We start from the raw sequence: 16,207 nt of genomic DNA, 5'->3' as shown, positions 1-16,207 counted from the left end.
CCCGCACTCAGCCGCCGGCCAGCGACTGCGCCTTGTCGGCGATGCGCTGCATCAGCTGGTTCCAGGACTTGACGAACGCCTCCGCGCCTTCGCGCTGGAGCTGCGCGGCAAGCGCGTCGATGTCGACGCCGGCCGCTGTGATCTTCTCCAGCGTGGCGGCGTAGTCGCCACCGTCCTCGGCCATCGCGCCGCGCACCTTGCCGTGGTCGGCGAATGCGCGCAGGGTCTTCTCCGGCATGGTGTTGATCGTGTCCGGCGCGGCCAGCGCCTCGATGTAGAGCGTGTCCGGCGCCTTCGGGTCCTTGGTGCCCGTGCTGGCCCAGAGCAGGCGCTGCGGTTGTGCACCGGCGGCGGCAAGCTTCTTCCAGCGCTCCGACGCCAGCAGTTCGCGATACGCGCGGTAGGCCTGTTGCCCGACGGCGATGCCGAGGCGGTTGTGCAGTTCCTCCGGCAGCTGGTCCGCACTGCCCTTGTCCCAGCGGCTGATGAACAGCGAGGCGACGGAGCCCACCACCGGGCCCAGGCCAGCTTCGATGCGGCGCTCGATGCCACGCAGGTAGGCTTCCGCGGCCGCCATGTACTGCTCCGTGGAGAACAGCAGGGTCACGTTGATCGGCACGCCGGCGAAGATCGATTCCTCGATCGCCGGGATGCCTTCCGGTGTGCCGGGGATCTTCACGAACAGGTTCTCGCGTTCGGCCTGGGCGTGGATGCGCTTGGCGGCCTCGATGCTGCCGGCGGTGTCGGCGGCCAGCAGCGGCGACAGTTCCATCGACACCCAGCCGTCGACCCCGCCCGTGGCGTCGAACACCGGGCGGAACATGTCCGCGGCGCGCCGCAGGTCCTCCAGCGCCAGTTCCACGAACAGCCCCGCGTCGCGCTTGCCCGCCGCGGCCTTCTCGCGGATGCCCGCGTCATAGGCGCTGCTGCCGCCGATCGCCTGGTCGAAGATCGTGGGGTTGGAGGTCAGCCCGGTGATGTCGTACTCGTCGATGTAGCTCTGCAGCGTGCCGTCGTCGAGGATCTCGCGGGTGATGTTGTCCAGCCAGAGGCTCTGGCCGATGTCGCGCAGGGATTGCAGGTGGGTCATGTCGATTCCTGTCAGTGCGTTGCGAATTCCGTTGGTCCGCCGGGCGCTGCCTGGCGGCAGGCCCGTGGCCCGAATTGTTGCAGGTCGAAGGTAGCCAGCTCGCCGATGTCGTCGATGGCCAGGTCCGGCGCCGGGTCGATCGTCCTTCCGGCCGCTTCGTCCGCGTAGTGCCCCTGGCGCACGAAGACGGTGGTCAGGCGGTCGCCCATCACGTCCTTCATCTGCGCCAGCAGCGCCGGCTTGTCGTCGACCATCACGTAGTGGCGCGCGGGATAGCGGCGCTGCACCGCGTCGAGCATGTGCTGCTTGTGCAGGTAGATCAGCACCCTGCCCCGCATCGCCTCCCACAGGCCGGATCGCTGCACCTTGCGCGGCTGGAACACCACGTCGCCGTCGGACAGCACCACCGGCGTACCCAGGGCGTGCAGTCGTTCCACGGCTTCCAGCGCGCCGGGGTAGACACGCTCGGCGAAGGGATAGTCGAGCATGTAGCCGGACATGCGCAGCAGGTCGGGATCGTCCTCGCGGCCCTCGCGGAACGCCTGCAGCGCGGCGAGGTAGTCGGCGTAGCCGAGCCGCTTGCGCTCGCGCTCGTACAGCTGCCAGTAGTCGTCGCCCGCATCGTTGCCGAAGTCGCGCCGCAGGCGTGCGTCGAGGTCGGCCTTGAAGCGGTCGTTGTCCAGCAGGGTGTTGTCGACATCCAGCAGGAAAACCACGTCCGTGGCGGGATCCCGGTCTAGCACGGCGCGCTCGTCTCGGGCTGCGGATCGTGCCAGCCCTCCTCGCCCTCGACGATGCCCGTCGCCGATGGCGGGCCCCAGGTGCCGGGCTCGTAGACCTCGACCGGGGGGTGCTCGCGCAGCACCGGCTCGACCACTTGCCAGGCCGCCTCCACCGCTGCGTCGCTGGTGAACAGGCCGGCGTCACCGCGGACCGCGTCGCCGAGCAGGCGTTCATACGGCGACTTCTCGTCCACGTGCTGGTGGCGCGCCGTCAGCTCCACGTCCTCGCCCCGCATTTCGTCCCCGGCGCGTTTGACCCGCACGCCGGTGGAGATCACCACCTCCGGGCTCAGGCGCAGGCGGAAATAGTTCGAATGCGCCGGCGCGACCTCGTCGAAGATCTGCATCGGCGGGCACTTCAGGTCCACCACCACCTGGGTGGAAGTGATCGGCAGGCACTTGCCGGCGCGGATGTAGAACGGCACGCCGGCCCAGCGCCAGGTGTCGATGTACAGGCGCAGGGCGGCGAAGGTTTCCACGTCCGAATCCGCCGCCACCCCGGCCTCGTCGCGATAACCGCGGAACTGCCCCCGCACCAGATGGCCAGCCTCGAGCGGGCGCATGGCGCGGAACAGGCGCAGCTTTTCCATGTGGATCGACTGCGGGTCGCGGCCGATGGGCGCGTTCATCGCCAGCAGCGCGACCACCTGCAGCAGGTGGTTCTGGACCACGTCGCGCACCGCGCCGACGCCGTCGTAGAAGCCGCCGCGCCCCTGCACGCCGAATTCCTCGGCCATGGTGATCTGCACGTTGTCGACGTGCTCGCGGCTCCACAGCGGTTCGAGGAAGGCGTTGGCGAAGCGGAAGTACAGCAGGTTCTGCACCGCCTCCTTGCCCAGGTAGTGGTCGATGCGGAAGATCGCCGACTCGTCGAAGACCTCGTGCAGGGTCGCGTTGAGCGCCTGCGCCGAGGCCAGGTCACGGCCGAAGGGCTTCTCGACCACCACCCGCGCGCCGCGGGCGCTGCCGCTGGCGTCGAGCGCCCGGACCACGGTGCCGAACAGGCTTGGCGGAATGGCCAGGTAATGCAGCGGGTGTTCGGCGTCGCCCAGCTCCGCGCGCAGACGCTCGAAGGTGCCGGCGTCGTTGTAGTCGCCGTCGATGTAGCGCAGCTGCGAGGAAAGCTTTTCGAATGCCGCCTCGTCCACGCCGCCGTTGTGCTCCAGGCTGTCGCGGGCGCGTTCGCGCAGCCGCTCGACCGTCCAGCCCGAATGGGCCACGCCGATCACCGGCATGTCGAAGCCGCCGCGCGCGACCATGGCCTGCAGCGCGGGAAAGATCTTCTTGTAGGCAAGGTCGCCGGTGGCGCCGAAGAACACGAATGCGTCGGAAACGGGAGTCAAGCGGAGTCCAGTCCATGAAACAGTGCACCGGCCATGCTAACGGCGGCCGGGTTAATAACGGGTCATCGCCCTCCAGCCCTGAACCCACTGCCGTAGGTCGGGGCTACGCCCCCGACGGCTCTTGACCTCCGCCGTTCCGTCCCGCCCCTCCGAAACGCGTACGCCGCATCACCCGAAAGCCGTCGGGGGCGTAGCCCCGACCTACGAAGGCAGGGGGAGGTTGGGAGGAGGTACCCACGGCACGCACTTCAATGCCCGGCATACACCCCGGCATCCCGCTCCGGGTAGCTCTCATACACATGCTCGAACAGCGCCGCGCACTTGGCGCGATAGATCTCCGGCGTGTAGGCGCGCGGCAGGCCCGAGTCCAGCGTGTCCTCGATCGCCAGCTTCAGCGACGAGCACGCGGCGGCCTTGTGCCGCCAGTCCAGCACCAGCAACTGCTTCAGCTTCGCCAGCAGTTCGCGCGCCACCTTCTTCACTTCCGCCCGCTCGTCTGTGTCCAGGGCCCGGTACGGATGGGACAGGAAGCCGCAGCGATGCGGCTTTTTGTTTGGGCGCCGGCACGGAATGCGGCGGCCGTGCCGTCCGAAGTGGCGCCGGCGCCCCATTTTGGTGCATGAAAGGCGCTGCGGGCGGCGGCGTTGCCGTCTGGAACGGCGGTAGGGGCGAAAAAAGCGGCACGACTGGCGCCCGGTGCGGCAATGATGCCGTAGGTCGGGGCTACGCCCCCGACGGCTCTTGATCCGCGGGCATTTGATTCCCGTCCTCCGAAACGACCGCCACGCCTCCGAAAGCCGTCGGGGGCGTAGCCCCGACCTACGCGGCTGTCCCCTGCCCCACGACGCGGGCCGGGGGATTGATCCAGATCAAGTCGGCGGGGCCGCCCTTTCAGGACAATGCGCGGGCACGAAACAAGGGTGTTCCATGGGCATTGAAACCACGCAGCCCGCGCCGGCAGGCGCGCCGGGCGCGCTACTGCGCGTCGACTCCGCCGCGACCTACAACGACAAGGTGGTGCACCAGTTCACGGTGGCCACGGTGTTCTGGGGGATCGTCGGCATGGCGGTGGGCGTGTTCATCGCCGCCCAGCTGTACTGGCCGGCGCTCAACTTCGACATCGCGTGGCTGAGCTACGGCCGGCTGCGGCCGCTGCATACCAACGGGGTGATCTTCGCCTTCGGCGGCTCGGTGCTGTTCGCCACGTCGCTGTACGTGGTCCAGCGCACCTGCCACGTGCGGCTGATCTCCGACAGGCTGGCGCAGTTCGTGTTCTGGGGCTGGCAGGCGGCGATGGTCGGCGCGGTGATCACGCTGCCGCTGGGCATCACCCAGGGCAAGGAATACGCCGAACTCGAATGGCCGCTGGACGTGCTGATCGCGGTGGTCTGGGTCGCCTACGGCTGGCTGTTCTTCGGCACGATTGCCAAGCGTCGGGTCAAGCACATCTACGTCGCCAACTGGTTCTTCGGCGCCTACGTGATCGCGGTCGGCCTGCTGCACATCGTCAACAACCTGGTCATGCCGGCCAGCCTGTGGAAGTCGTACCCGGTCTACAGCGGCGCGGTCGACGCGATGGCGCAGTGGTGGTACGGCCACAACGCGGTGGCGTTCCTGCTGACCGTCGGCTACCTGGCAATGATGTATTACTTCGTGCCCAAGCAGGCGCAGCGGCCGATCTATTCCTACCGGCTGTCGATCGTGCACTTCTGGGCGCTGATCTCGATCTACATGTGGGCGGGCCCCCACCACCTGCACTACACCGCGCTGCCCGACTGGGCGCAGTCGCTGGGCATGGTGTTCTCGGTGATCCTGCTGGTGCCGAGCTGGGGCGGCGCGATGAACGGCATCCTCACGCTCTCGGGCGTCTGGTACAAGCTGCGCACCGACCCGATCCTGAAGTTCCTGATCGTGGCGATCAGCTTCTACATGATCGCGACGTTCGAAGGCCCGCTGCTGTCGATCAAGACGGTCAACTCGCTGAGCCACTACACCGACTGGACCATCGGCCATGTCCACGCCGGCACCCTGGGCTGGGTGGCGATGATCTCGATCGGTTCGATCTACTCGATGTACCCGCGCCTGCTCGGCCTGTCGAAGATGCACTCGACCAAACTGATCGACGCGCACTTCTGGCTGCACACGCTGGGCGTGGTGTTCTACATCGTCTCGATGTGGATCGCAGGCATCACCCAGGGCCTGATGTGGCGCGCCACCAACGCCGACGGCACGCTGACCTACAGCTTCGTCGAGTCGCTGGTCGCGACCTATCCCTACTACCTGGGCCGTTTCTTCGGCGGCGTGCTGGTGCTGGCCGGCATGGTGCTGATGGCGTGGCACATGTGGCGCACCTGGCAGGACGCGCGCGGGCTGGCGGTCAACCCGGTCCTCGCGCCCGACAGCCCCGAAGCGGCCTGAGGACCGGACATGGGCATTGCACACGAGAAGATCGAGAAAAACATCGGCCTGCTGGCCGTGCTGGTGGCGGTGGCGGTTTCACTCGGCGGCCTCGCCGAGATCGTGCCGCTGATGTTCCAGGCCGAGGCGATCAAGCCGCTGCCGGGCATCAAGCCCTACCCCGCGCTGGAACTGGCCGGGCGCGACGTGTACATCCGCGAGGGCTGCTACAACTGCCATTCGCAGATGGTGCGCACCCTGCGCTTCGAGACCGAGCGCTACGGCCACTATTCGCTGGCGGGCGAGTCGGTGTACGACCGCCCGTTCCAGTGGGGTTCCAAGCGCACCGGGCCTGACCTGGCGCGCGTGGGCGGCCGCTATTCCGACGACTGGCACCGGGTGCACCTGATCGACCCGCGCGCGGTGGTGCCCGAATCCAACATGCCCGGGTTCCCGTGGCTGCAGGACAACCGGCTCGACGGCAGGCAGATCGCCGCGCACATGACCGCGCTGCAGCGCCTGGGCGATCCCTACACCGACGAGGAAATCGCGCAGGCGCCGGCCGAGGTCGCCGGCAAGACCGAACTCGACGCCGTGGTCGCCTACCTGCAGGGCCTCGGCAAGCACGCACCGCGCGGGAACTGACATGGTCTCCGGAATCTTCACCCTGATCCTGATGCTGCTGTTCGTGGCCCTGTGGGCCTGGGCCTGGCAGCCGCGCAAGCGCAGCGACTTCGACGAGGCCGCACGGCTGGCGCTGGACGACGAGGAGCCGCAGGCATGAGCACCGGCTGGACCGTCTTCATCGTCGTCCTCACCGCCTTCAACATCCTCGGCTGCGCGTGGCTGCTGTGGTGGACGGCCAAGCGCCGCCCCGGCGACCCGAAGCCGGAGGAGACCAGCCACTACTGGGACGGCGACATCACCGAGTTCAACAAGCCGATGCCGCGCTGGTGGATCAACTGGTTCTACCTGATGATCGTGTTCGGCATCGGCTACCTGGCCTGGTACGGCGGCCTTGGCGGGATCGACGGCCTGAGCAGCTGGAGTTCGCACGACGAGCACGCACTGGCCAAGGCGGCCGATGACGCGCGGCTCGAAGAAACGTTCGCGCCCTACAAGGGCCGGCCGATCGACCAGATCGCAAGGGACCCGGCGGCGATCAAGCTGGGCCAGTCGATCTTCAGCAACAACTGCGCGACCTGCCATGGCTCGTCGGCGCAGGGAGCGATCGGCTTTCCGAACCTGGGCGACGACATCTGGCACTGGGGCGGCTCGCCCGAGGAGATCCTCACCTCCATCCTCGACGGCCGCGAAGGCGTGATGCCCGAATGGGGCACCGTGCTGACCGGCATGGGCGGCGACAGCGCGGTGATCTCGGTGGTTGCCTACGTGCGCTCGCTGTCCGATCCCGCGCGCAGCAAGGATTACCTCGCCGTGCAGGGCCAGCGCCTGTACGAAGGCGTGTGCATCGCCTGCCACGGCGTCGACGGCAAGGGCAACACGGCGCTCGGTTCGCCGGACCTGACCGACGACTACTGGATGTACGGCGACAGCACCGCGCAGCTGACCCAATCCATCGCGCACGGCCGCCACGGCGTGATGCCGGCCTGGCGCGATATGCTGGGCGAAACCCGCTCGCGCCTGGTGGGCGCCTACGTCTGGTCGCTGTCGCACCCCGGCGGCGAAACGGCCACGGCCACGGCCACGCCCGCCGCGCAGGAGACAGCCAGCCAGTGACCGACTTCACCGAGCCACGCTTCGACCACCCGCCGCGCCCGATGGCGCAGCGGGTCGGCGCGATCCTGTGGCCGAGTTTCTTCTCCGCGGGCGTTGCGACGATGGCGTTCTTCGCCTTCGTCGATCCGCTGATGCTGCGCGACATGACCTTTCCTTCGATGCCGATGACGCGCGGGGTGGGCTACACGATCGGCTTCTTCATGTTCTGGGTCGCGACCGCCTCCGCGAGCCTGTTCACCTGGATCCTGCTGCGCCCGGCCAGCCGCTTCAACAGGCCGATCCCGCACAAGTGACGCCGCACAAGTAATCCGGCACCGGTAAGGCAATGAGCAAGAAGATCGAACTGGACCTGCTCGACGAGGGCGGGTCGCACTACGTCAGCGAGCGCAAGGTCTATCCGCGCGACGTCGCCGGCACGCTCAACCGTTTGCGCGTGGCGGCGGTGTTCTGGCTGCTGGGCATGTACTACGTGTTCCCGTGGCTGCAGTGGGATGGCCGCCAGGCGGTGCTGTTCGACCTGCCGGCGCGCAAGTTCCACGTCTGGGGGCTGACCTTCTGGCCGCAGGACTTCACCTTCCTGGCGATGCTGTTGATCATCCTGGCGCTGGTGCTGTTCTTCGCGACCGCCCTGCTGGGCCGCGTGTGGTGCGGCTACGCCTGCCCGCAGACGGTGTGGACCGAGGTGTTCCTGTGGATGGAGCGCTGGACCGAGGGTGACCGTGCGAAGCGCATGAAGCTCGACGCCGGCCCGTGGACGCGCGAAAAGGTCCTGCGCAAGGGCGCCAAGCACGCGCTGTGGCTGGTGTTCGCGCTGTGGACGGGTTTCACCTTCGTCGGCTTCTTCACCCCGATCGTGGACCTGGGCGCGCGCCTGTGGCCGTTCGACTGGAACGGCTGGGAGGTCTTCTGGGTGCTGTTCTACGCGTTGGCGACCTGGGGCAACGCCGGTTTCCTGCGCGAGCAGGTCTGCAAGTACATGTGCCCGTATGCACGCTTCCAAGGCGCGATGTTCGATCGCGACACCCTGATCATCGCCTACGACCCGATGCGCGGCGAGCCGCGCGGGCCGCGCAAGCGCACGCTCAAGGACGTGTTCGAGCGCGGCCGCGGGCTGCTCGACGTGGCCACCGCCTACGACTACGTGTTCCGCGCCACCCGCCATCCGAGCGCCGCCGACAACCGCCTGCAGGCGGCCGGCACGATCGTGCTCGGCGACGTGAACGCGGAGGCCAAGCCGCTGCCGAAGTTCGCGCCCGAGGAACTGGGCGACTGCATCGACTGCACCATCTGCGTGCAGGTCTGCCCGACCGGCATCGACATCCGCAACGGCCTGCAGTACGAGTGCATCGCCTGCGGCGCCTGCATCGACGCCTGCAACGACGTCATGGACAAAATGGGCTACGCGCGCGGGCTGATCCGCTACACCACGCAGAACGCGATCGACGGCGGCAAGACCCGGGTGGTGCGCCCGCGCATCCTGGTCTATACCGCGCTGCTGGTGGCGCTGGTCGCGGCCTGGACCTGGGGCGTGACCACCCGCAGCCCGCTGATCGTCGACGTGCTGCGCGACCGCAACGCGCTGTACCGCAGCGCCAGCGACGGGCGGATCGAGAACGGCTACACGATCAAGCTGGTCAACAAGGTGGCCGACGCGCGCGCCTTCACCATCGATGTGGAATCGAAGACCCCGGGCATTACGCTGCGCGGCATGGAGCAGCCGGTGCGCGCCCTGCCCGAGGAAGTGCTGTCGCTGCCGGTGGTGCTCAGCGCGCCGGCCTCGGTGAAGGGACGCCAGGACGTGGTCTTCACCATCCGCAGCGTGGACGGCGAAGCCAGCGAAACCGTTGAAACCACCTTCTTCGGGCCGATGTAATGACCGACGAACGTGACGGGAAGGACCCGATGGAAGACAAGCGCCGCCACCCGCTGCGCGAGCCGATGGTCTGGCTGGTCATCGCCCTGCCGCTGGCCGCGGTGATCGGCGGCATCTCGATGATGGTGCTGTCTTCGCGCAGCGGCAGCATCGACTCGGTCCCGGACGACGTGCAGCGCACCGGACAGATCCAGACCACGGACCTGGGCCCGGACGAGCGCGCCGCGCAGCTCAAGCTCGGCGCGGTGCTGCAGTCGGAGGAAGGCGTGCTGCGCGTGTTTCCCGCCGGTGGGCAGTTCCGCCGCGGCGAGCCGCTGCAGCTGCACGTGCTCCACCCGTACGAGGCGGATGCCGACCAGGTGATCACGATGGCGCCCGACGCCACGGGCTGGCAGGCGGAGTTCGTGCTCGACGCCAGCCACGACTGGAACCTGCAGCTCGCCGACGAAGCAGGCAGCTGGCGGTTGCGCGGCCGCCTGCCGCGCGGCCAGCACGCCGCGCACCTGGGGCCCGCGCTGGAAACGCAGTGAACGCCCGGCCCGACAACGCCTGCTTCCACTGCGGCGAACCGCTTCCTCCCCACCCTGCCACGGCCACCATCGACGCAGTCGCGCAGGCGTTCTGCTGCGAAGGCTGCGCCGGCGCAGCGCAGTGGATCCGCGACGCCGACCTCGGCGACTACTACCAGCTGCGCAGCGCGCCTGCCGGCCAGGTGGGCGTGGAGCCGATGGATTTCTCGGCCTGGGATCGCGACGACCTGCTGCACGAGCACGTGCACGCGGTCGAGGGCGGGCGCGAGATCACCGTGCTCACCGACGGCATGCGCTGCGCCGCCTGCGCCTGGCTGGTCGACCGCGCGCTGCGTCGCGAGCCGGGCGTGCTCGACACCAGCGCCAATGCGGTGACCGGGCGCATCCGCATCGCCTGGGACCCGGCCCGCGCCGTACTGTCGACGCTGCTGCTGCGTATCGCCGCGCTGGGCTACCGGCCCTACCTGAGCGGCGGCGAGGCCCGCGAGCAGGCGCGCCGCAGCGAGCGCAACCGCTGGCTGCTGCGGCTGGGCATCGCTGGCATCGGCGCGATGCAGGCGATGATGTTCGCCGAGGCGCTGTATCTCGACTTCAACAACGAGATGCCGCTGGCCACGCGCGACTTCTTCCGCTGGATCACGCTGATGGTGTCGTCGCCTGTGGTGTTCTACTCGGGCTGGCCGTTCATCGCCGGCATGGTCCGCGAGTTGCGCGGGCGCAGGCTGGGCATGGACACGCTCATCGCCAGCGCCACCCTGCTCGCCTACGGCGCGAGCCTGGTCGAGACGATCCGCGGCGGCGTGCACGTGTGGTACGACGCGGCGGTGATGTTCGTGTTCTTCCTGCTGGCCGCGCGGATGCTCGAACAGCGAGCACGCAACACCGCCAGCGCGCAGGTCGATGCGCTGGCGCGGGCGCGGCCGGTGATCGCAACGCGTGAACTGGCAGACGGCGGCCGCGAGGCCGTCCCGGTCGCCGCGCTGCGCGTGGACGACGTCGTGCGCGTGTCCGCCGGCGACGTGGTCCCCGCCGACGGCCGCCTGCTGGACGACGACGCCTGCTTCGAGGAAGCCCTGCTGACCGGCGAATCCACGCCGGTGCGCAAGCGCGCCGGCGCGCAGGTCTACGCCGGCACGGTCTGCCGCGAGCATCCGGCGCGCGTGCACGTGCAGGGCGTCGGCGCCGATACGCGGCTGTCGCAGTTGGCGCGCCTGGTCGAGCACGCGCAGGCGCACCGGCCGCCGCTGGCGCGGCTGGCCGACCGCATTGCCGGCTGGTTCGTGGCCGCGCTGCTGCTGGTCGCGCTGCTGGTGTGGCTGGGCTGGCGCATCCACGATCCTTCGCGCGCGTTCGAGGTGACGCTGGCGCTGCTGGTGATCAGCTGCCCGTGCGCGCTGTCGCTGTCGATTCCGGCCGCGCTCGCGGTGGCGCACGGCGCGCTGGCGCGGATCGGCGTGCTGGCGCTGCGCCCGGACGCGCTGGAAACGCTGGCCGGGGCCACCGACGTGGTGTTCGACAAGACCGGCACCCTCAGCGACGGCCGGCCGCGCCGCGCGACGGTCGACACCTTCGACGGCTTCGACCCGCAGGCCGCGCTGCGCATCGCCGCCGCGCTGGAGCGCGACAGCGGCCATCCACTGGCACATGCGTTCTCCGACGTCGACGACGCGCCGCCTGCCGACGGCGTGCGCGCGGTGCCCGGCGCGGGCATCGAGGGCTCGGTCGAAGGCGTCGCCTGGCGCCTGGGCCACGCCGGCTTCGCCTGCGGCGGCGAGGACGACGGCAGTCTCTGGCTTGGCGACGGGCGGCGCAGCGTCGCGCGTTTCGGCGTGCAGGAATCCGCGCGGGCAGAAGCCGGCGAGGCAATCGCGGCGCTGCGCGAACTGGGGCTGCACGTGCACCTGTCCAGCGGCGATTCGTCCGCGGCGGTGGCGCGCTTCGGCGAGGCGCTGGGCATCGACGACGCGCACGCGCGGCAGACGCCGGAGCAGAAGCTGGCATTCGTGCGCGCGCTGCAGGCCGAAGGCCGGCGCGTGGCGATGGTCGGCGACGGCCTCAACGATGCCCCGGTGCTCGCCGGCGCCGACGTCTCGCTGGCCGTGGCCGACGGCGCGGCGCTGGCGCAGCGCGCCGCGGACCTGGTGGCCACCCATCCCTCGCTGATGCGCATCCCCGACGCCATCGTGCTGGCGCGGCGCACGCGCAAGGTCATCCGCCAGAACCTCGCCTGGGCGCTGGGCTACAACGTGCTGGCCCTGCCACTGGCCGCCGCCGGGCTGGTGACGCCGTGGCTGGCCGCGCTGGGCATGGCGGCATCGTCGCTGGCGGTGACAGTCAACGCGCTGCGGCTGGCGCCGCGCGGCAAGCGGCACGAGCGGCCGGCGGCTGAGATGATTCCGCCCGCGCCCGCGCCGGTGAAGTGACCGATGGCCATCCTGCTGTTCCTGATCCCCATCAGCCTGCTGCTGCTCGGCGTGGCGATCTGGGCCTTCGTCTGGTCGGTGCGCGGCGGGCAGTACGACGACCTGGACACGGCGCCGCTCGACATCCTGCGCGACGACCCGCCGCCGCAGGCGCCTTCCACCGGCGACGCCACCCCGAACGACAAGGCCAAGCCCGGCGATGCCGATTGACTGGCCCGTCCTGCTCGCGGCCCTGCTCAGCGGGCTGACCGGCGGCCTGCACTGCGCCGCGATGTGCGGCGGCATCGCCACGTCCTTCCCGGCGATGGGGCCGCGCGGCGACCTGCGTTACGTGATCGAGCCCAACCTCGGACGCGTGCTCGGCTACGTGATCGCAGGCGCGGTGGCCGGCGGCATCGGCGGCGGCATCGTGGCCGTGGCGCGCTCGCCGTGGCTGGGCGTGGGGCTGCGCGCGGCGGTGGGCCTGGTACTGGTGGTCGCGGCGGTGCGCCTGCTCGACAGCCGCGGGCGGCTGGCCTTCCTGCGCGGCAACGGCGCGATGTGGCGCTGGCTGCGCCCGCTGCAGCGGCGCCTGCTGCCGGCCAACACGCATGCGCGCAGGATCGGGCTGGGCGTGCTCTGGGGCTGGCTGCCCTGCGGGCTCAGCACCACCCTGCTGGCTGCGGCGTGGCTGCAAGCCGATGCGCGCAACGGCGCGCTGACGATGGCTGCGTTCGGCCTCGGCACGCTGCCGACGATGCTGCCGCTGACCTGGTCCGGCGCGCGCCTGAAGCTGTGGCTGCAGCACGGCCATTGGCGGATTGCCGCGGCGCTGCTGATCCTCGTGGCGGGCCTGCTGACGATCGCCGCGCCGTGGCTGATGCACGTGCCGGCGCTGCACGACACGCTCGCAGCGCTGGGCTGCACGCCTGCGCCGATCTGAGGCTCAGGCGCGGCGGCGCTGTTCCGGCTGTGGCTGCTGCGGCTCCCCGCCGTGCGCCAGGCGCGCCAGTTCGGCCGGGTCCAGCACTTCGACCTGGCGGCCGGCCACCGCGATCACGCCATCGTCCTGCAGCCGGGTGAAGCCGCGGCTGACGGTTTCGATGGCAAGCCCGAGGTAGCTGGCGATGTCCTCGCGGCTCATCGCCAGCCGGAACTGCCGCGGCGACTGCCCGATGTGCTGCAGGCGCTCGGCCAGCCCGTGCAGGAACAGCGCGATGCGCTCGTTGGCGTGGCGCCGCGACAGCATTTCGACATGCTCCTGGTCGAGCAAGATGCTCTGCCCGATCACGCGCATCAGCTGCCGCTGCAGGCCCGGCAGCTGGGCGGCCACGTCGGTGAGTTCGTCGAACGGCACTTCGCACACGTCCGAACCGTCCAGCGCGACCGCCTCGCAGCGGTGGTCGCCGCCGACCAGCGCGTCCAGGCCGATCAGTTCGCCCGGCAGGTGGAAACCGATCACGCGCTCGTCGCCGCCTTCGCTGAGGCTGACGGTCTTGAATGCGCCGTTGCGCGCGACGTAGACGGACGATGACGCGTCGCCGATGTGGAACAGGCGCTCGTCCCGCTTCAACGGCCGCCGCCTGCGGACCAGGCTGTCCAGGCGCGCCAGGTCTTCGGCGCCGATGCCGGCGGGCAGGCACAGCTGGCGCAGCGAGCAATGCCCGCAACTGCGGCGCAGGCTGGCGAGGTCGACGGGGGCGGGATCGGCCATGCGGGCATTCTAGCCCGCGGCGACGGATTCCCGCCCCGGCACCGTGGCGGCGCTCAGCCGCCGGTCAACCCGAAGCTGGCCGGCGTGCGCACGTGGAACAGCGAAAGCCCCGCGGCGGCGATGCGCTGCAGCAGGCGCCCGGCCTGTTCCTCCGACAGCGCCAGCCCCACCTCGACCGGCAGCGTGCCCTGCAGTTCGACGAACGACTGGCTGTGCAGCTGCCGATGGTGGCCGTAGCCGCCGATCGAGCGGAACACCGAGCAGCCGGGCAGGTCCAGTTCGGGGGCGAGGTCGACCAGCCATTCGTGCACCAGCCGGCCCTCGTGGCGCAGGTTTTCCTGCAGGTAGAACCTCAGGTAGATGCCTTCCATCAGGGTGTCCTCCGGATTCATGCCGCCACCGTGCGCAGCGCGCGCAGCGTGGCCAGGCCGAGCACGGTCATCGAGAACGAACCCAGCACGTGCAGGGCCACCGATGCGCCCGCCCAGGCGTACTGCTGGCGCAGCAGCATCTGCACGGTTTCGGCGGAAAAAGTGGAAAACGTGGTCAGGCCGCCCAGCAGTCCGGTGATCACGAACAGCCGCCACTCCGGTGACAGCCCCGGCGCGTGTGCGAACCAGCCCAACGCCAGGCCGATGCCGTAGCCGCCGACCAGGTTGGCCGCCAGCGTGCCCAGCGGCAGCGTGGCGTGGGCGGGATTGAGCCAGAGTCCGAGGCCCCAGCGCAGCCAGGCGCCAAGCGCGGCGCCGGTGCCGATCGAGAACAGGGAAAGCAGCATGCGTGTCTCCTGCGGTTGGCGCGGGCAGGAGGACGACGACACGGCCTACCGTCCCGCGAGGGATCCGGTAGGCATCATCAGCCGCGGAGTGCGGCGGTTCGGGGAGGATGCCATCTCCCGTGCGGGCGGATTATGCGCCGCCTTGGCCACGCACGCGAGCGCGCTGTTCGCGCAGGCGGTCGAGTTTTTCCTTGAGCTTGATCTCCAGTCCGCGTTCGACCGGTTCGTAATAGACGCGTTCGCCCATCACGTCGGGGAAGCCGGTCTGGTCGAGCGCGACGCCGCCGTCGGCGTCGTGGTCGTACTGGTAGCCCTTCGAATAGCCGAGCTGCTTCATCAGTTTGGTCGGTGCGTTGCGCAGGTGCAGCGGCACGTCCGCGCTGCCGTATTCGCGCACGTCGCGTTTGGCGGCGCCGAAGGCGAGGTAGCCGGCGTTGGACTTGGCGGTGCTGGCCAGATAGATCACCAGCTGCGCCAGCGCGAGGTCGCCCTCGGGGCTGCCGAGGCGGTCGTAGGTGTCCCAGGCCTCGATCGCCATCGCCAGTGCGCGCGGGTCGGCCAGGCCGATGTCCTCCACCGCCATCCGGGTCAGGCGCCGGGCGAGGTAGGCCGGGTCGCAGCCGCCGTCGAGCATGCGCGCGAACCAGTACAGCGCGGCGTCCGGGTTGGAGCTGCGCACCGATTTGTGCAGCGCCGAGATCTGGTCATAGAACTGTTCGCCGCCCTTGTCAAAGCGGCGGGTGCGGTCGGCCAGCACCTGTTCGAGGATGGCGTCGGTGATGGTGCCGCCCTGCCCTTCGCCGGCTTCGTCGGCAAGCTCGGCGGCGATTTCCAGCAGGGTGAGGCCGCGGCGCACGTCGCCGTCGGCGGCGGTGGCGATGAGCAGCAGCTGGTCGTCGCCGATCGAGAGGTTGCGGTCGGCGAGGCCGCGCTCGTCGTCATCCAGCGCGCGGCGCAGGGCGGCGAGGATGTCGTCGGGCGACACCGCCTCCATCACGTGCACGCGGCAGCGCGAAAGCAACGCGGAGTTCAGTTCGAACGAGGGGTTCTCGGTGGTCGCGCCGACGAACACGATCGTGCCGCGCTCGATGTGCGGCAGGAAGGCGTCCTGCTGGGTCTTGTTGAAACGATGCACCTCGTCGACGAACAGGACGGTGCGCCGGCCTTCGACGAAACGCTGCTCGGCCTCGGCCAGCACCTTGCGCACGTCCGGCAGGCCGGACAGCACCGCGGAGATCGCGCGGAAGTCGGCGTCGGCGTACTTGGCCAGCAGCAGCGCGAGCGTGGTCTTGCCGCATCCCGGCGGGCCCCACAGCACCATCGAATGCACGCGCCCGGATTCGACCGAGCGGCGCAGCGCGCTGCCCGGCGCGAGCAGGCGGCGCTGGCCGACCATTTCGTCGATCGTGCGCGGGCGCATGCGTTCGGCGAGCGGGCGCAGTGCTTCGCGGTCGACGTGCAGCAGGTCGTGTCCGGGGGCGGGCGTGGGCTTGCGGGGCAAGGCGGTCGGGGGCGGCGGGAGGCCGGACACGATAGCAAGGCGGCGCACGAGTGAGGG

The 16,207-nt window shown here is 69.9% G+C and carries 18 protein-coding genes and 1 riboswitch; of the genes, 10 read left to right on the top strand and 8 right to left on the bottom strand.

Annotated features, from left to right (window positions below; genetic code table 11):
• Positions 1-7: 7 nt before the first annotated feature.
• The 4 genes from tal to ACFONC_RS05105 all read right to left on the bottom strand — a co-directional run bounded on the left by tal (position 8) and on the right by ACFONC_RS05105 (position 3,697).
• Positions 8-1,090 carry a transaldolase gene (tal, locus tag ACFONC_RS05120; RefSeq protein WP_386742637.1) on the bottom strand — a complete coding sequence of 361 codons (1,083 nt, stop codon included), beginning with the start codon at positions 1,088-1,090 and terminating at the stop codon, positions 8-10.
• A gap of 11 nt (positions 1,091-1,101) precedes the next feature.
• Positions 1,102-1,833, bottom strand: coding sequence for an HAD family hydrolase (locus tag ACFONC_RS05115; RefSeq protein WP_386742636.1), 732 nt, complete (start codon positions 1,831-1,833; stop codon positions 1,102-1,104).
• The gene (gene zwf / locus ACFONC_RS05110; RefSeq protein WP_386742635.1) at positions 1,827-3,215 is read right to left on the bottom strand and encodes a glucose-6-phosphate dehydrogenase; all 1,389 of its coding nucleotides are present in this window, start codon (positions 3,213-3,215) and stop codon (positions 1,827-1,829) included. The genes ACFONC_RS05115 and zwf overlap by 7 nt, the downstream gene beginning before the upstream one ends.
• A 248-nt stretch (positions 3,216-3,463) precedes the next feature.
• The gene (locus tag ACFONC_RS05105; protein WP_386742634.1) at positions 3,464-3,697 is read right to left on the bottom strand and encodes a hypothetical protein; all 234 of its coding nucleotides are present in this window, start codon (positions 3,695-3,697) and stop codon (positions 3,464-3,466) included.
• Positions 3,698-4,142: 445 nt separating this feature from the next.
• Here ACFONC_RS05105 and ccoN point away from each other — a divergent pair, with 445 nt between their 5' ends.
• Genes ccoN through ACFONC_RS05055 form a run of 10 tightly spaced genes read left to right on the top strand, consistent with a single transcriptional unit; the run spans position 4,143 to position 13,100 of the window.
• Positions 4,143-5,633 carry a cytochrome-c oxidase, cbb3-type subunit I gene (gene ccoN / locus ACFONC_RS05100; RefSeq protein WP_386742633.1) on the top strand — a complete coding sequence of 497 codons (1,491 nt, stop codon included), beginning with the start codon at positions 4,143-4,145 and terminating at the stop codon, positions 5,631-5,633.
• Positions 5,634-5,642: 9 nt separating this feature from the next.
• A complete protein-coding gene (gene ccoO / locus ACFONC_RS05095; protein WP_386742632.1) occupies positions 5,643-6,257 on the top strand; it encodes a cytochrome-c oxidase, cbb3-type subunit II in 615 nt (204 codons plus the stop codon).
• Position 6,258: 1 nt separating this feature from the next.
• Positions 6,259-6,396: a cbb3-type cytochrome oxidase subunit 3 gene (locus ACFONC_RS05090; protein WP_386742631.1), complete on the top strand. Its 138-nt coding sequence runs from the start codon at positions 6,259-6,261 to the stop codon at positions 6,394-6,396.
• Positions 6,393-7,352, top strand: coding sequence for a cytochrome-c oxidase, cbb3-type subunit III (gene ccoP, locus ACFONC_RS05085; protein WP_386742630.1), 960 nt, complete (start codon positions 6,393-6,395; stop codon positions 7,350-7,352). Before ACFONC_RS05090 ends, ccoP begins: the two co-directional genes overlap by 4 nt.
• A complete protein-coding gene (locus tag ACFONC_RS05080; RefSeq protein ID WP_386742629.1) occupies positions 7,349-7,645 on the top strand; it encodes a hypothetical protein in 297 nt (98 codons plus the stop codon). The genes ccoP and ACFONC_RS05080 overlap by 4 nt, the downstream gene beginning before the upstream one ends.
• A gap of 32 nt (positions 7,646-7,677) precedes the next feature.
• Positions 7,678-9,225, top strand: coding sequence for a 4Fe-4S dicluster domain-containing protein (locus ACFONC_RS05075; RefSeq protein WP_386742628.1), 1,548 nt, complete (start codon positions 7,678-7,680; stop codon positions 9,223-9,225).
• Positions 9,225-9,755 carry a FixH family protein gene (locus tag ACFONC_RS05070; protein ID WP_386742627.1) on the top strand — a complete coding sequence of 177 codons (531 nt, stop codon included), beginning with the start codon at positions 9,225-9,227 and terminating at the stop codon, positions 9,753-9,755. Before ACFONC_RS05075 ends, ACFONC_RS05070 begins: the two co-directional genes overlap by 1 nt.
• Entirely contained in the window at positions 9,752-12,178 is a 2,427-nt protein-coding gene (locus tag ACFONC_RS05065) for a heavy metal translocating P-type ATPase (RefSeq protein WP_386742626.1), read from the top strand. Before ACFONC_RS05070 ends, ACFONC_RS05065 begins: the two co-directional genes overlap by 4 nt.
• A 3-nt stretch (positions 12,179-12,181) precedes the next feature.
• Entirely contained in the window at positions 12,182-12,388 is a 207-nt protein-coding gene (gene ccoS, locus ACFONC_RS05060; protein ID WP_386742625.1) for a cbb3-type cytochrome oxidase assembly protein CcoS, read from the top strand.
• Positions 12,378-13,100, top strand: a complete 723-nt coding sequence (locus ACFONC_RS05055; RefSeq protein WP_386742624.1) for a sulfite exporter TauE/SafE family protein — start codon at positions 12,378-12,380, stop codon at positions 13,098-13,100. Before ccoS ends, ACFONC_RS05055 begins: the two co-directional genes overlap by 11 nt.
• Before the next feature lie 3 nt (positions 13,101-13,103).
• Here the strand turns inward: ACFONC_RS05055 and fnr are convergent, their stop codons facing one another.
• The 4 genes from fnr to ACFONC_RS05035 all read right to left on the bottom strand — a co-directional run bounded on the left by fnr (position 13,104) and on the right by ACFONC_RS05035 (position 16,150).
• Positions 13,104-13,871: a fumarate/nitrate reduction transcriptional regulator Fnr gene (gene fnr / locus ACFONC_RS05050; RefSeq protein WP_386742623.1), complete on the bottom strand. Its 768-nt coding sequence runs from the start codon at positions 13,869-13,871 to the stop codon at positions 13,104-13,106.
• Between the two features lie 53 nt (positions 13,872-13,924).
• Positions 13,925-14,263, bottom strand: a complete 339-nt coding sequence (locus ACFONC_RS05045) for a DUF190 domain-containing protein (protein WP_386742622.1) — start codon at positions 14,261-14,263, stop codon at positions 13,925-13,927.
• The gene (gene crcB / locus ACFONC_RS05040; protein ID WP_386742621.1) at positions 14,260-14,649 is read right to left on the bottom strand and encodes a fluoride efflux transporter CrcB; all 390 of its coding nucleotides are present in this window, start codon (positions 14,647-14,649) and stop codon (positions 14,260-14,262) included. Before crcB ends, ACFONC_RS05045 begins: the two co-directional genes overlap by 4 nt.
• 61 nt (positions 14,650-14,710) lie before the next feature.
• Positions 14,711-14,776, bottom strand: a riboswitch (Fluoride riboswitch).
• A gap of 3 nt (positions 14,777-14,779) precedes the next feature.
• Positions 14,780-16,150, bottom strand: a complete 1,371-nt coding sequence (locus ACFONC_RS05035; RefSeq protein WP_386742620.1) for a replication-associated recombination protein A — start codon at positions 16,148-16,150, stop codon at positions 14,780-14,782.
• Positions 16,151-16,207: the final 57 nt, after the last annotated feature.

This window comes from Luteimonas soli, from assembly GCF_042648865.1.
Classification (GTDB): domain Bacteria; phylum Pseudomonadota; class Gammaproteobacteria; order Xanthomonadales; family Xanthomonadaceae; genus Luteimonas; species Luteimonas soli.
Note: the sequence above shows the minus strand (reverse complement) of the source record. Positions and strands in the feature narration are given on the sequence as shown.

Bases quoted from the DNA above. Each gene is read 5' to 3' on its own strand.
- tal (WP_386742637.1), bottom strand. From the start codon at position 1,090: ATGACCCACCTGCAATCCCTGCGCGACATCGGCCAGAGCCTCTGGCTG.
- ccoN (WP_386742633.1), top strand. From the start codon at position 4,143: ATGGGCATTGAAACCACGCAGCCCGCGCCGGCAGGCGCGCCGGGCGCG.
- ccoO (WP_386742632.1), top strand. From the start codon at position 5,643: ATGGGCATTGCACACGAGAAGATCGAGAAAAACATCGGCCTGCTGGCC.
- ACFONC_RS05090 (WP_386742631.1), top strand. From the start codon at position 6,259: ATGGTCTCCGGAATCTTCACCCTGATCCTGATGCTGCTGTTCGTGGCC.
- ccoP (WP_386742630.1), top strand. From the start codon at position 6,393: ATGAGCACCGGCTGGACCGTCTTCATCGTCGTCCTCACCGCCTTCAAC.
- ACFONC_RS05075 (WP_386742628.1), top strand. From the start codon at position 7,678: ATGAGCAAGAAGATCGAACTGGACCTGCTCGACGAGGGCGGGTCGCAC.
- ACFONC_RS05070 (WP_386742627.1), top strand. From the start codon at position 9,225: ATGACCGACGAACGTGACGGGAAGGACCCGATGGAAGACAAGCGCCGC.
- ccoS (WP_386742625.1), top strand. From the start codon at position 12,182: ATGGCCATCCTGCTGTTCCTGATCCCCATCAGCCTGCTGCTGCTCGGC.
- ACFONC_RS05055 (WP_386742624.1), top strand. From the start codon at position 12,378: ATGCCGATTGACTGGCCCGTCCTGCTCGCGGCCCTGCTCAGCGGGCTG.
- fnr (WP_386742623.1), bottom strand. From the start codon at position 13,871: ATGGCCGATCCCGCCCCCGTCGACCTCGCCAGCCTGCGCCGCAGTTGC.
- ACFONC_RS05045 (WP_386742622.1), bottom strand. From the start codon at position 14,263: ATGAATCCGGAGGACACCCTGATGGAAGGCATCTACCTGAGGTTCTAC.
- crcB (WP_386742621.1), bottom strand. From the start codon at position 14,649: ATGCTGCTTTCCCTGTTCTCGATCGGCACCGGCGCCGCGCTTGGCGCC.